Annotated in this window: 14 protein-coding genes; 11 read left to right on the forward strand and 3 right to left on the reverse strand. The window is 55.8% G+C overall.

The genetic code is table 11. The features are described from left to right. Positions 1–18: 18 nt before the first annotated feature. The gene (locus ABCS64_RS08225; RefSeq protein ID WP_418891374.1) at positions 19–558 is read right to left on the reverse strand and encodes an RNA pyrophosphohydrolase; all 540 of its coding nucleotides are present in this window, start codon (positions 556–558) and stop codon (positions 19–21) included. A 560-nt stretch (positions 559–1,118) separates the two neighbouring features. Between ABCS64_RS08225 and ABCS64_RS08230 the strand changes: the two genes are divergently transcribed. Continuing rightward, entirely contained in the window at positions 1,119–2,837 is a 1,719-nt protein-coding gene (locus ABCS64_RS08230) for a proline--tRNA ligase (RefSeq protein ID WP_418891375.1), read from the forward strand. A gap of 134 nt (positions 2,838–2,971) precedes the next feature. After that, on the forward strand, positions 2,972–3,568 hold the full coding sequence (locus tag ABCS64_RS08235) for a lytic transglycosylase domain-containing protein (RefSeq protein ID WP_418891919.1): 597 nt from the start codon (positions 2,972–2,974) through the stop codon (positions 3,566–3,568). Positions 3,569–3,628: 60 nt separating this feature from the next. Here the strand turns inward: ABCS64_RS08235 and ffh are convergent, their stop codons facing one another. After that, on the reverse strand, positions 3,629–4,984 hold the full coding sequence (ffh, locus tag ABCS64_RS08240) for a signal recognition particle protein (RefSeq protein ID WP_418891376.1): 1,356 nt from the start codon (positions 4,982–4,984) through the stop codon (positions 3,629–3,631). Positions 4,985–5,467: 483 nt separating this feature from the next. Here ffh and pilB point away from each other — a divergent pair, with 483 nt between their 5' ends. The 9 genes from pilB (at position 5,468) to nudB (ending at position 13,699) form a co-directional block, all read left to right on the forward strand. Continuing rightward, complete coding sequence (gene pilB, locus ABCS64_RS08245) at positions 5,468–7,180, forward strand: type IV-A pilus assembly ATPase PilB (RefSeq protein ID WP_418891377.1); 1,713 nt, start codon at positions 5,468–5,470, stop codon at positions 7,178–7,180. 21 nt (positions 7,181–7,201) lie between these two features. Further along, positions 7,202–8,437: a type II secretion system F family protein gene (locus tag ABCS64_RS08250; RefSeq protein ID WP_418891378.1), complete on the forward strand. Its 1,236-nt coding sequence runs from the start codon at positions 7,202–7,204 to the stop codon at positions 8,435–8,437. Then, positions 8,437–9,303, forward strand: a complete 867-nt coding sequence (locus tag ABCS64_RS08255) for a prepilin peptidase (protein WP_418891379.1) — start codon at positions 8,437–8,439, stop codon at positions 9,301–9,303. The genes ABCS64_RS08250 and ABCS64_RS08255 overlap by 1 nt, the downstream gene beginning before the upstream one ends. A 142-nt stretch (positions 9,304–9,445) precedes the next feature. Next, entirely contained in the window at positions 9,446–9,712 is a 267-nt protein-coding gene (locus tag ABCS64_RS08260) for an FmdB family zinc ribbon protein (RefSeq protein ID WP_418891380.1), read from the forward strand. Beyond that, positions 9,712–10,380, forward strand: a complete 669-nt coding sequence (locus ABCS64_RS08265) for a DUF502 domain-containing protein (protein ID WP_418891920.1) — start codon at positions 9,712–9,714, stop codon at positions 10,378–10,380. The genes ABCS64_RS08260 and ABCS64_RS08265 overlap by 1 nt, the downstream gene beginning before the upstream one ends. A 31-nt stretch (positions 10,381–10,411) precedes the next feature. Then, the gene (gene aspS / locus ABCS64_RS08270) at positions 10,412–12,214 is read left to right on the forward strand and encodes an aspartate--tRNA ligase (RefSeq protein ID WP_418891381.1); all 1,803 of its coding nucleotides are present in this window, start codon (positions 10,412–10,414) and stop codon (positions 12,212–12,214) included. A 71-nt stretch (positions 12,215–12,285) separates the two neighbouring features. Then, positions 12,286–12,732, forward strand: a complete 447-nt coding sequence (locus ABCS64_RS08275; protein WP_418891921.1) for a guanyl-specific ribonuclease — start codon at positions 12,286–12,288, stop codon at positions 12,730–12,732. Further along, positions 12,729–13,178, forward strand: a complete 450-nt coding sequence (locus ABCS64_RS08280; protein ID WP_418891382.1) for a barstar family protein — start codon at positions 12,729–12,731, stop codon at positions 13,176–13,178. Before ABCS64_RS08275 ends, ABCS64_RS08280 begins: the two co-directional genes overlap by 4 nt. Then, a complete protein-coding gene (gene nudB / locus ABCS64_RS08285; protein ID WP_418891383.1) occupies positions 13,175–13,699 on the forward strand; it encodes a dihydroneopterin triphosphate diphosphatase in 525 nt (174 codons plus the stop codon). Before ABCS64_RS08280 ends, nudB begins: the two co-directional genes overlap by 4 nt. Positions 13,700–13,763: 64 nt before the next feature. On the opposite strand, the gene ABCS64_RS08290 is transcribed toward nudB, so the two are convergent. After that, complete coding sequence (locus ABCS64_RS08290) at positions 13,764–14,036, reverse strand: cysteine-rich CWC family protein (RefSeq protein ID WP_418891384.1); 273 nt, start codon at positions 14,034–14,036, stop codon at positions 13,764–13,766. Between the last annotated feature and the right edge of the window lie 298 nt (positions 14,037–14,334).

Here is a 14,334-nt window from a genome sequence, read left to right on the forward strand (position 1 = left end):
CTCACTCATACTCCGGATCTAGCCAACTTCTTCAAAACTGGAGGTTACCCTGTGACGTGCACGATTACGTCGCATTCTGCGGTAATCAGCATCAAGAAAACGTGCCAGCTCATTGAGCGCCTGTTCGTAGACACCACGTTTGAATTCAATTACCGAATCTAGCGAAACCCAATAATTGGACCATCGCCATGCATCAAATTCCGGATGGTCACAGGCACGCAGAGAAATATCGGAATCACGCCCCGTCAAGCGCAACAAAAACCAGATTTGTTTCTGCCCACGGTAACTGCCACGCCATTCACGTCTGATCCAATGCACCGGCACATCGTAGCGCAACCAGTCACGGGTTCGGCCAAGGATGCTCACATGTTCGGGAAACAAACCAACTTCCTCATGGAGTTCACGGAACATCGCCTGTTCAGGCGACTCCCCTCGCTTAATCCCTCCCTGTGGAAACTGCCACGAATGCTCCCGAATGCGCTTTCCCCAAAAGACCTCGTTTCGAGCGTTGCATAGAATGATGCCGACGTTCGGGCGATACCCTTCACGGTCGAGCATATCAATAACCTGCTTAATCTATGAGTTAAGAGGATTCTTTCACATTTCTCTTCACTTGGAAAGCACCGCGGTACCAAAAACACACCTAGCAAGTCGTGTTTTGTTATCAGCCTTCCTCGTATTCCTACCATGACGTTCAAAAGCTGAAATAGCACATCAGCACGAATCCGTTGCGCTGCATGATTTTCGAAAAAAACCGGCCAGAGGATATGCGTAAGGCTACGCACCGCTGGGTAGATCGCAATCAACCCAGGCTTTCTGAAAACAGAGCGGACAACAGGCTAATTTTTAGCCATCCCGGCGGGGCACGACACCGCATAACCCCTGCCTTTAACCTGCGTCTTCAGACAGAGACAGGAAGACAAGAAAGTTCGAGTCATCCAGCCATAGATCAAATTCCGGCTATCCGCCTGATTGTGACGACATCGCACACGAGTAGGTCGATCTGCACAAAATGCCAGCCAATGCATCCTGGGTTTATATCTTATGCACTTCGTCTTCGCTGATCGCTCTTGTAGAATTGCATTTTTATTTTTAGACCTAGGGTATTCAGACCTATTATGCGCAGCTCGCAATTTTTTATTTCCACGCTTAAGGAAGCCCCCAACGACGCCGAGATTGTCAGTCACCAATTGATGCTACGCGCCGGACTGATCAAACGCCTCGCCGGCGGCATTTATACCTGGATGCCACTCGGTCTGCGCATCCTGCGCAAGGTAGAAAACATCCTCCGCGAAGAAATGAATCATGCCGGTGCCGTCGAACTGCTGATGCCGGCCGTGCAGCCGGGGGAACTGTGGCAAGAGTCTGGTCGCTGGGAAAAATACGGCCCCGAACTGCTTCGCCTGAAAGACCGCCACCAGCGTGATTTCGTCGTCGGCCCAACACACGAAGAAGTTATCACCGATATCGTGCGTCGCGATGTCAAAAGCTATCGCCAGCTACCGTTGCACTTCTACCAGATCCAGACGAAATTCCGCGACGAGATTCGTCCACGTTTCGGCGTTATGCGTGGCCGCGAATTTCTGATGAAGGACGGCTACTCTTTCCACGCCAGTTTTGACGATCTGCAACGTGAATACCGCAATATGTTTGACACTTACACACGGATTTTTACCCGTCTGGGACTGGAATTCCGTGCTGTCGCTGCGGATACCGGTTCGATTGGCGGCACCGGTTCGCACGAATTCCACGTACTGGCTGATTCTGGCGAGGATGCGCTTGCGTATTGTTCGGATTCCGATTACGCCGCCAACGTTGAACTCGCCGAAGCACTCGCGCCGACCAAGCCACGCGGCGCGGCCGGCGAATCGATGCGCAAGGTCGCCACACCGAATCAGACGCGCTGCGAAGATGTCGCCAACTATCTCGGGTTGCCATTTGAAAAAACGGTCAAAGCCATCGCCGTCATGCACGATGAGGCTTTTACACTGCTATTGCTGCGCGGCGACCATACTCTCAACGAGATCAAGACAGGCAAGCTGCCGGGGCTTGATCCCTTCCGGTTTGCCACCGATGCTGAAATCGAACGCTTCCTAGGTTGCCAGCTCGGATACATCGGCCCGGTCGGCGTTGACCCGGCCAAAGTACGCATCATTGCCGACCGCACCGTCGCCGCCATGAGCGATTTCATCTGCGGCGCCAACGAAGCGGGCTTCCACCTGACCGGTGTCAATTTCGGCCGTGATCTGCCGGAACCTTCCATCGTTGCAGATATTCGCAATGTCGTCGCCGGAGATCCTTCACCAGACGGTAAAGGCGTGCTTGAGCTGCGTCGCGGCATTGAGGTCGGGCATATCTTTCAATTGCGCACCAAATATGCCGAGGCGCTCAATTGCAGTTTTCTCGACGAGAACGGCCAAAGCCAGTTTATGGAAATGGGCTGTTACGGTATCGGTGTCACGCGCATCGTCGGTGCGGCTATCGAGCAATGTCACGACGAACGTGGCTGCATTTTTCCCGCGGCCATTGCGCCATTTACGGTTTGCATCGTTCCAATGGGTTATGCCAAAAGTGAAACAGTCAGAACGGCAGCCGACGCACTCTATACCGATTTGCAGGCAGCCGATATCGATGTTCTGCTCGATGACCGCAACGAGCGCCCCGGCGTGCTGTTCGCCGATATGGAACTGATCGGCATCCCACATCGTATCGTCATCGGCGAACGCGGTCTCAAGGAAGGGCTGTTCGAATACCAAGGACGCCGCGATACCGAAGCGAAGATGGTACCTGCCCGCGAAATCATCGCATTCCTGAAAGCGCGTCTGTGCGCCGCCTGAGCCATATCGTAGGCTGGACCGCAGGCCGCGGTTCGGAGAGCATTTCAAGCCGCCTTCCTGGGCGGAATTTGTATACGCTGCAACCAACCCCGGTTCGGATCTGTCTTGCCCTGATTCTACTGGCTACACCGGCCATCGCTTTGGCCGGCGCACAGAAGTACGAACCGCTTTCAGACAGCGTCCGTGCCGCGCTGTCGCGTACCATTGCCGATCAGGCACCGCCTAGAACTTCCTTCAGAACCCCCTTGGAAGCCGTCGACTGGCTGAGCGAGATGTCCATCCGCCTGGCCAAGCGCATGCCCAACCGCGAAGCGCGGCTGGAGTTTCTACGCACCGTGCATTACGAAGCAACGCGCGCCGGGCTGGATCCACAGCTTGTGCTTGGGCTGATCCAGGTGGAAAGTGGTTTCAAGAAATATGCCGTGTCTTCGGCGGGCGCGCGCGGCTTCATGCAGGTCATGCCCTTCTGGATCAAGGTTATCGGCCAGCCCGATGACAATCTTTTCCATCTACGCACCAACCTGCGCTACGGCTGCACAATTTTGCGCCACTACCTGGATATCGAAAAAGGCGATCTTTACCGCGCCTTGGGCCGCTATAACGGCAGTTTAGGCAAACCTGCCTATCCGACGATGGTCAAGGGCGCATGGCATGCCAACTGGCTGTTCTCGCCTAAGCCCACTATCCCCGGCAGCGCCCCGGCGCAACAGACAAATCAGCCGCCCCAATAACCGGCTTCATAAAAATAAAGGCCAAGGCGCACAATGCGCCGTATCAGCACAGGCGAGCATTTAACGAAGTCCCGGCAACATTCCCTTGACGCCACGCATCAACTTGCCGATGCCTCCCCGGGAAAACTGTTTGATCACCTTCTGCATCTGTTCAAACTGCTTGAGCAAGCGATTCACCTCTTGCACCTGAACGCCCGCCCCGGCGGCAATACGGCGTTTTCGCGAGGCTTTGAGCAGCTCCGGTTTACTGCGTTCGAGCGGCGTCATCGAATTGATGATGCCCTCGATACGACGCACAATCTTATCTTCGCCGCCCACGGGCAGCTGGCTCGCCGCCTGAGCAAACTGCGCCGGCAGCTTGTCAAGCATTGAAGAAATGCCACCCATCTTGCGCATCTGACCAATCTGCTCTTTGAAATCATTGAGATCAAAACTCTTGCCCGACTTGATTTTTTTGGCAAATTCGACGGCTTTTTGCTCATCGACACCCTTGCGTGCCTCTTCGATCAGTGAGAGCACATCACCCATACCGAGGATGCGCGAGGCCATGCGTTCCGGATGAAACGCCTCAATACCGCCCAGTTTTTCGCCGACACCGGCAAACTTGATTGGCTTGCCGGTGATGTACCGCACAGACAACGCCGCACCGCCGCGCGCATCACCGTCCAGCTTGGTCAGGATCACGCCGGTCAAAGGTAAAGCCTGATCGAATGCTTTCGCCGTATTGATCGCATCCTGCCCCAGCATGGCATCAACGACAAACAGGGTTTCAATCGGTTTGAGTGCCGCATGCAGTTCGGCGATCTCTTTCATCATCGCATCGTCAATCGACAGTCGACCCGCCGTATCGATAAAAAGTACGTCGTAAAAATGCCGACGTGCCCAATCAACGGCATTGCGTGCGATATCAACCGGTTTTTCACCAACCGTCGAAGGGAAAAAATCAACCCCTGCCTGCGCTGCAACGGTTTTCAGCTGCTCGATGGCCGCGGGGCGATACACATCACAGGAGACAACCAGCGCTTTCTTTTTCTGTATTTCCTTGAGCCATTTGGCGAGCTTACCGACCGTCGTCGTCTTGCCCGCGCCCTGCAAGCCCGCCATCAGCACGACAGCGGGTGGCTGTACAGCAAGATTGAGGCCAGTGTGCGCTTCGCCCATCAACGCCGTCAATTCACGGTGCACGACGCCGATCAGCGCCTGACCCGGACTCAGCGAGCCGATAACCTCCTCGCCCACGGCTTTTTCCTTGACCGCGGCGATGAACGCTTTGACCGCAGGCAGCGCTACATCGGCCTCAAGCAATGCCAGACGCACTTCACGCAAGGCATCTGCAATATTCGTTTCAGTCAGCCGCGCTTCTCCACGCAGGGTTTTCATCACGCGCGCCAGGCGCTGGGTCAGATTATCGAGCATAGTGTTTTATCAATATCAATTAATGAGACACCCGGATGGAAAGAGTTATTTTTCGGGTTAGGCAAACTAAAAATTATGGGTCAGATGATCAAGACATGACTCTGATAAAAAGTAGCCCAGCGAGTCACGCCGTTCTCAACCCCCATCAATACGCCAATTCCTGAAATCAATTGTGCGCTCAATCTTGCAAGATTATTCTGCCCCTGAATTACCGACACTGGAGATTTTACTGCACCCCGCCTTGTCGTCGACATCCCGTGACATCGGGATAAAACCCAGGCAGAGTGTTGCCCAAATCCATCGAACCCGGGTAGATCACTTCAATTTTCCATAAAGTGTGAAATTTGCTACTTTACAAATACACAAACTCAATGCATGATTACACTGACATACACAGTGTTTCTCGGTACAAAAGTACGCTTGACTACGCAAATTTCTATCCGAGTAAAAAATCGAACAGATTCAAGCAATTGATTCATACCAATGGCAGCAAAACCCCAAGCATCGACGCTAAGCGGCCTGGCTAGAGCGCTTGTACAGGCAGGCAAACTCAGCGAAACCGAGGCAGAAGCCCTAACTTCGCAGGCAGCCGCGATGGGCGCCTCGTTTATCCAGCAACTCGTTGCCGCCCAAAAAATGACGGCAAGTGATGTTGCCCGCTTCGCTTCAGAGACTTTCGGCTTCCCCCTGCTTGATCTGAACGCCTACGATAGCGTTCATATCATCAAGGATGCCATCGATCCCAAGTTGGTTGCCACGCATCGGGTCATCCCGCTTTATAAACGCGGCAATCGTCTATCGGTCGCCACGGCCGATCCAACCAACCTGCGCGCACTCGATGAGATCCGCTTTCAGACAGGTTTGGTCGTCGATCCAATTATCGTACGGGAAGATCAGCTCACGCCGTTAGCGGCAAAACTTGCCGAATCTGCCGATACGACTTTAAAAAGCCTGGTTAGCGAGAGCATTCATCTCGAGTTCGACGAAGACCAGGCAGCAGAGCCCGCGCCGGAAGATGATACCGACGTCGAAGACGCGCCAATCGTTCGCTTCATTCATAAAGTACTGCTTGATGCAATCAACGACGGTGCTTCGGACATCCATTTCGAGCCCTACGAAAAAAGCTACCGTATCCGTTTTCGTCTTGACGGCGCCCTACGTGAAATCGCCGCGCCGCCTCTGGCGCTTAAGGACAAAATTGCTTCGCGCATCAAGGTCATTTCCCGGCTTAATATTGCTGAAAAGCGGGTACCGCAGGATGGTCGGATGCGCCTCGTACTTTCCAAAACGCGCACGATCGACTTCCGTGTCAGTACCTTGCCCACGATGTACGGCGAAAAAATTGTGTTACGGATTCTCGATCCGAGCAGCGCCACACTCGGCATCGACGCGCTGGGCTATGAACCTGACCAAAAAGCCTTTCTGCTCGACGCCGTTCAGCGTCCCTACGGCATGGTGCTGGTTACCGGCCCGACGGGTTCCGGGAAAACCGTCTCTCTGTATACCTGTCTGAACATTCTCAATAAACCGGGAATCAATATTGCGACGGCCGAAGACCCTGCGGAAATCGCGTTGCACGGTATCAACCAGGTCAATATCGACGACCGCCAGGGACTGACATTTCCAGTCGCACTCAAAGCCTTTCTCCGTCAGGACCCGGATATCATCATGGTCGGCGAAATTCGTGACCTGGAAACGGCGGAAATTGCCATCAAAGCCGCTCAAACCGGCCATATGGTGTTATCGACCTTACACACCAACGATGCGCCATCGACGCTGACGCGTCTGATGAACATGGGGATTCCAACCTTCAACATTGCTTCCAGCATCCTGCTGATTACCGCGCAACGCTTGGTACGACGGCTATGCACCTGCAAGAAACCCATTGACGTGCCAGTCGAAACCCTGATCAACGCCGGCTTTTCCGAAATCGACCTTGATGGAAGCTGGACACTCTACGGACCGGGCGGCTGTGAACGCTGCAAGGGCAGCGGCTACAAGGGGCGCGTAGGCGTCTATCAGGTGATGCCGGTCAGCGAGGAAATTCAGCGCATCATTATGGCCAACGGCACTGAAATTGATATCGCAGAACAGGCGCAAAGGGAAGGTGTCTACGATCTCCGTCAATCCGGCCTGCTTAAGGTCAAACAAGGCCTGACTTCGCTCGACGAAGTTCTAGGCAGCACCAATATGTAAATCTTCGGGAAGGGAAAGCTCATGGCAACTGCATCGAGACCGGTAAGAAGACGCGTGCAGGAAGTCAAAGAATCCATATTTTTGTGGACCGGTAAAAACAAGGCGGGCAAGATAATCCGCGGCGAAATGCGCGCCCAGAGCGAAGCGGTCGTCAATGCAACGCTACGCCGCCAAGGTATCTTCGTCACAAAAATTACCAAACAGAGATTCCGTGGCGGCGGTAGGGTTACGGAAAAAGATGTCGCGCTGTTTACACGACAACTGGCAACGATGATGAAAGCCGGCGTGCCGTTACTGCAAACCTTCGATATCGTTGGGCGCGGACACGACAACCCGGCAGTCGGTAAGTTGTTGCTCGACATCCGGGCAGATATCGAAACCGGCAGCTCATTGTCGCAAGCCTTCCGCAAGTATCCTGTGCATTTCGACGCGCTGTACTGCAACTTGATCACCGCGGGCGAACAGGCCGGGATTCTCGAAACGATATTGGAACGCCTAGCGACCTATAAGGAAAAAATACTGGCGATCAAGTCGAAAATTAAATCTGCCCTGTTTTATCCCATTGCAGTTATTATCGTTGCCATGATCGTTACGGCGGTCATCATGATCTTTGTGATCCCGGCGTTCAAGGAGGTATTTACCAATTTTGGCGCCGATCTGCCCGCGCCGACCCTGATGGTTATCGCCATGTCCGACTTTATGGTGGCCAACGGCTGGCTATTACTGCTTATCCTCGTTGGCGGCACTTTTGGTTTTTTCTACGCATGGCGGCGATCAGAAACTATGCAGATCGCGCTTGACCGCCTTTTCCTCCGCCTACCGATTTTTGGTGACATCATCCGTAAATCGGTCATGGCGCGCTGGACGCGCACGTTATCCACCATGTTCGCCGCTGGCGTCCCGCTCGTCGAATCACTCGAGTCGGTCGGCGGTGCGGCAGGCAACTATGTTTACAAGATTGGAACGCGGCAGATCCAGAATGAGGTCAGCACCGGTGTCAGCCTGACCAATGCTATGCAGAACAGCGAACTGTTTCCGAATATGGTGGTGCAGATGGTCGCCATCGGCGAAGAATCCGGTTCGCTCGATTCCATGTTGAGCAAGGTTGCCGATTTCTTTGAAACCGAGGTCGACGATGCCGTCGAAGCGCTTTCCAGTCTCATGGAACCGCTGATCATGGTCGTTCTTGGCGTTGTTATCGGCGGTATGGTCGTTGCCATGTACCTGCCGATCTTCAAACTCGGGGCCGTCGTTTAATGGCAGAACTGGGTAACGTACTTTCCACAGATCCCCAGTCGTTCGCGTTATTGTGCGGCATTCTCGGCCTGCTGGTTGGCAGCTTTCTCAACGTCGTTATCTATCGTCTGCCGAAAATGATGGAAAACGACTGGCGCGCTCAATGCGCAGAATTGCGCGGAGAAGAAATGCTAGCCAGCGAACCGTTTTCGCTGCTGCGACCTCGTTCACACTGCCCATCCTGCTTGCGACCGGTCGCTGCGTGGGAGAACATCCCCGTCCTGAGCTGGCTTCTGTTACGTGGTAAATGCGCGGGCTGTAAGACGCCGATCTCACCGCGTTATCCGCTTGTTGAAGCGCTGACCGGCCTGTTGTCGGGATTCATCGCGTTGCATTTTGGTTTCGGCTGGATCAGCGTCGGTATATTACTGTTCACCTGGGCACTGATTGCCCTGACCTTCATTGATGCCGACACTCAGCTTCTGCCTGACTCAATCACACAACCCTTGCTGTGGTGCGGCCTGCTGTTCAATCTTTTCGGAATTTTCACCGACCTGACTTCCGCAGTCATCGGGGCTATGGCCGGCTATTTGGCGCTCTGGTCAGTTTATTGGGCATTCAAGCTCATTACCGGCAAGGAAGGGATGGGTTATGGGGATTTCAAATTACTCGCTGCCCTCGGTGCCTGGCTGGGGTGGCAAATGCTGCCGCTGATCATCCTGCTGTCTTCATTGGTCGGCGCTATCGTCGGCGTTACCCTGATCACCGTAGCCAGACGGGATCGCCAGGTTCCGATCCCATTTGGTCCTTATCTGGCTACAGCAGGACTGATTGCCGCACTATGGGGCAAAGAACTCAGTCAGCAGATGTCGTTTGTTCTGGCATAAACAACAGGTATCCTTAACTCAAATAGACAAGGGAATCCATTCCCGGATAACGGTATAATTTCGCCCCCTGCCATCATCAAAAATCCTAAGCATCAGACAAAGTTTTACGCAGAACTTTTACACCAAGTTTTTACCCATCGCCATGCCGATTTACGCCTATCGTTGCGAAGCCTGTGGCTTCGCCAAAGATCACTTACAAAAAATGAGTGATCCGCAACTCACCCTCTGCCCAAAATGCGGTCAGAGTACCTACCGCAAGCAATTGACTGCCGCGAGTTTCCAGCTTAAAGGACAAGGCTGGTACGAGACCGACTTTAAAGACTTAGGCAAGCCCGCCTCATCATCAGAATCCAAATCGACCAAATCCTGCCCATGCGGCTCAGGAGCTGAAGCGTGCGCAAGCAATTAATCAAGCGCTACTTCATCACCGGGCTGCTGATCTGGGTGCCGCTGGCAATCACCGTCTGGGTACTTTCACTGATCGTCGGCACAGCCGATCGCGTCTTGCAGATACTGCCTGATGCCATGCATCCGCGCACCCTAATCGGCCGCAATATTCCCGGCATTGGCGTCATCGTTACCCTATTCATTATCTTTCTCACGGGCCTGCTCGGCGCTAATTTCATCGGGCAGCGGTTCGTTGTCTGGTGGGAACGGCTGCTCGATCACATTCCGCTCGTCAACAAGATTTACAGCGCGGTCAAACAGGTCTCCGACACGCTGTTTTCATCCTCCGGCGAAGCCTTTCGCAAAGCCTTGCTGATTCGCTACCCACACGCCGACGCCTGGACCATCGCCTTTTTGACCGGGACGCCCGGCGGTGATGCCGCCAACCATCTCCAGGGCGACTACATCAGCGTCTACGTACCGACCACGCCAAACCCGACTTCCGGTTACCTCCTGATGTTGCGCCGGAGCGATGTTATCGAGCTGGAAATGGACGTAGATGAAGCCTTGAAATATATTATCTCGATGGGCGTCGTCGCCCCGCCCAAAACGGCGTCAATCGCTACGGGCGCTACGGGCCGCGTTTCCGACAAGCCCGATCTTCTCCAGAATTTTCCAGAAACCCATTAAAAACTGTCCAACTTTCATTCCGGGACCAAGTATGCGAACTCATTACTGCGGGCAGCTCAATGCCCAGACGATCGGCCAGGAAGTCACTCTTTGCGGCTGGGCGCATCGCCGACGCGACCACGGCGGCGTTATTTTTATCGATCTGCGCGACCGCCAAGGCCTGGCTCAGGTCGTCTGCGATCCGGACCGCCCGGAAATGTTCAAAATCGCTGAAACGATCCGCAATGAATACTGCCTGAAGATCACAGGCAAGGTACGCGCCCGGCCGGCAGGATCGACCAACCCCAATATCGCCAGCGGTGAAGTTGAAATTCTCTGCCATGAAATTGAAGTCCTCAACCCGTCGATCACACCACCCTTCCAGCTTGACGACGAAAACCTCTCCGAGACCGTCCGCCTGACGAACCGCGTACTCGACCTGCGCCGCCCGCAAATGCAGAAAAACATGCAGCTGCGCTACCGGACAGCCATGGCCTTCCGCCGCTATCTCGACCAGGCCGGGTTTATCGACATCGAAACGCCGATGCTGACCAAGAGCACCCCGGAAGGCGCGCGCGACTACCTGGTGCCATCGCGTGTCAATGACGGCCAGTTCTTCGCACTGCCGCAATCGCCGCAGCTATTCAAACAACTGCTGATGATTGCCGGCTTCGACCGCTACTATCAGATTGTCAAATGCTTCCGCGACGAGGATTTGCGCGCCGACCGTCAGCCCGAGTTCACCCAGGTCGATATTGAAACATCCTTTCTCAACGAAAGCGAAATTATCAGCATCATGGAAGACCTGATCCGCACGGTTTTCAAAGAAGCCATTGGTGCCGACCTGCCAAACCCGTTCCCACGCCTCCCCTACGCCGAAGCCATGCGCCGCTACGGCTCGGATAAGCCCGACCTGCGCGTTACGCTTGAACTGACGGAAATCACCGATGCGGTCAAGGACGTGCCCTTCAAGGTGTTTGCCAACGTCGCCAACAGCGAAAACGGCCGCGTCGCGGCCTTGCGCGTCCCCGGCGGCGCCAGCATGACGCGCGGTGAAATCGATGGCTACACCGAATTCGTCGGCATTTACGGCGCCAAGGGCTTGGCCTACATCAAAGTCAATGATGTCCACCAGCCCAACGAAACCGGCCTGCAATCGCCGATCGTCAAGAATCTCACCGAAACTGCGTTGACAACCATCTTGACACGCACCGGCGCACAAAGCGGCGACCTCATTTTCTTCTGCGCCGACAAAACAAAAGTTGTTAACGATGCGCTTGGCGCACTGCGCGTCAAACTTGGTCACGAAAAAGGCTTCGTTAACGGCAACGCCTGGGAGCCGCTCTGGGTCATCGACTTCCCGATGTTCGAATACGACGAAGAAGACAAGCGCTGGGTTGCCTGCCATCACCCCTTCACCAGCCCGAAAGACGAACACGTCGACCTGCTCGCCACCGATCCGGGAAAATGCCTGGCCAAGGCATACGACCTTGCCGTCAACGGCTGGGAGCTGGGCGGCGGCTCGGTGCGTATTCACCGCGCCGACGTGCAGGAACAGGTGTTCAAGGCGCTCGGGATCGGCGAGGAAGAAGCCCGGCTCAAGTTCGGCTTTCTGCTTGACGCACTCAAATACGGCGCACCGCCGCACGGCGGCTTGGCCTTTGGTCTCGACCGCATCGCCACCATGATGGCCGGCGCCGAATCGATCCGCGACGTCATCGCCTTCCCCAAGACACAACGCGCCCAGTGTCTGCTGACCAACGCGCCCAGTGAAGTCGATGAAAAGCAGTTGCGCGAACTGCATATCCGTTTGCGCAATGTCAAAACCGACGCCAAAGCCGAAGCCAAGGCGTAAGCGGCCGTAACCAGCATTTGACGGCCACGAACTCCCCTCATCCAACGCACGGCAACATGGCGAACATGTCAATGAATAAAGGTCTGCACTTGCCGAGTGTATGGTTCTGGCGAATCGCCGCAATGGTCTGGCTGGCCTGCGCATGTCTACTGCCGCTAGATGCAGCGGCACGCGGCCAGACCGGTGGCATGCCGACTGAAGTTTCGCTCGCCAGTCTGCCGCCGGAAACCGCGCAAACGCTTGCGCTCATCAAGCGCGGCGGCCCGTTCCCTTACCCGGAAAAAGATGGCAGCATCTTCGGGAATTTTGAGAAGCGTCTACCGATCCAGCCGCGCGGTTACTATCGCGAATACACCGTACCGACGCCAGGACTTCGCCATCGCGGCGCACGCCGCATCATCACCGGACAAAGACAAGAAGGGCCAGGGTACGGCAGGCGTGAAGGGCACAATGATGCAGGCGAGTATTACTACACGGGCAACCATTACCGCAGCTTCCGGAGGATCCGCGAGCCATGACACCCCGCCCTACGAGACCTGTTCCAGCCACCCCGGTCGCCGACCCGCTCGCCACATTTTCCACACGCCCGGAAATGGCGGGGATTTATCGTATTGACGGTCAAGACTTACCGGCGCTCAAAGCTGCCGCCAGCGACCTAGGGCAGGCTGTTTTTACCGTTGATCTGCGTCATGCGCGAAACATCCCTGGCTTTCTGAAGGCGATGAAGCGCGACCTCCGCTTTCCGGACGACTTTGGCAAAAATCTGGACGCACTCAACGATTATCTGACCGATTTTTCCTGGCACCCGGCCGCCGGTTACGTCATCATCCTTGCCCATAGCGAAGCACTGCAGGCCAACCCATCCAGCCTGGCAACGCTCAACGAAGTACTGGCCTTCGCGGCTGAAAGCTGGAAAAACCGCGACATTCCCTTCCGTATCTTCTACCTGCACGGCCAGCCATGAGCGCCCGGGCAGGCGCCGCGCGACAAGCGCTCGCCCCTCACGCATCATACAAACGCCCGGTTTCCGTCCTCGTCGTCATGTACACGCCGGCGCTGGACGTCCTGCTGCTTGAACGCGCCAAACATCCGGGGTATTGGCAATCAGTCACCGGCAGTCAGGAAGAAGGAGAGGCGCTCATCGAAACAGCGCGGCGCGAAGTCGAAGAAGAAACGGGCATACGCGCCGCGTATGAGCAAATTGAAGACTGGCGCCTCACCAACACTTTTGAAATCTTCGCCGAATGGCGGGATCGCTATGCCCCCGGCGTCACGCACAACGTCGAACACGTTTATGCACTGCCCGTTGCGGATACGCTGCCCATCCGTCTTGCGCCCGGTGAGCACCGGGCCTGGCGCTGGCTACCCTGGCGCGAAGCGGCTGCAGCCTGTTTTTCCTGGACAAACCGGGAGGCGATTCTGCAATTACCGAGCCGCCATCCGCAGCCAACCGCGCGGCCAGTCCCATCCCAACCGTTTCGCTAGCGCCACGCCCGCTGCTTTCCTGTGGTCTGCTTCAGCGCCTGTTCCAGTATCTTTCCCCAGCCTTTTAGCGGTCAGCGTTTCGCTCGGGGTTTTCTGCCTCCGCTTCCCGCGGTGTTTCCAGCGCGGCCGCTTCGGTATTGTCCACTGCGGCACCCATCGCTTTTTCCAGGCACTGCGGGCAGTAGCACTGCCCACCACCGAGTGAGGCAAAGGCAATGGGGGGCAACTGCATGCACCAACAACTTGCCTGCGTGCTGCTCACGCCGCACGTGAATTGCGCACCACAGCCGGGACACACGGAAAGCGGCGCGCGCGGATTTTCTGACAGGGAATTCATGCCGCCCATGATACGCGCAAATGCGCGGGTTGCGGGTTGCGGGTTGCGGGTTGCGGGTTGCGGGGTGCGGGGTGCGGGGTGCGGGGTGCGGGGTGCGGGGTGCGGGGTGCGGGGTGCGGGGTGCGGGGTGCGGGGTGCGGGGTGCGGGGTGCGGGGTGCGGGGTGCGGGGTGCGGGGTGCGGGGTGCGGGGTGCGTAACGATTTTCGCCGGTCGCCTTTTTATTTGCATCCGGCTTGCGTAGAATTCTTCTCTCCCTGCATCCTGATGTTTTTCCTCCCACGTTCACCAGGAATCCGA

Origin of the sequence: Dentiradicibacter hellwigii (assembly GCF_041770905.1) — a bacterium.
Taxonomy (GTDB): Bacteria; Pseudomonadota; Gammaproteobacteria; order Burkholderiales; family Rhodocyclaceae; genus Propionivibrio; species Propionivibrio hellwigii.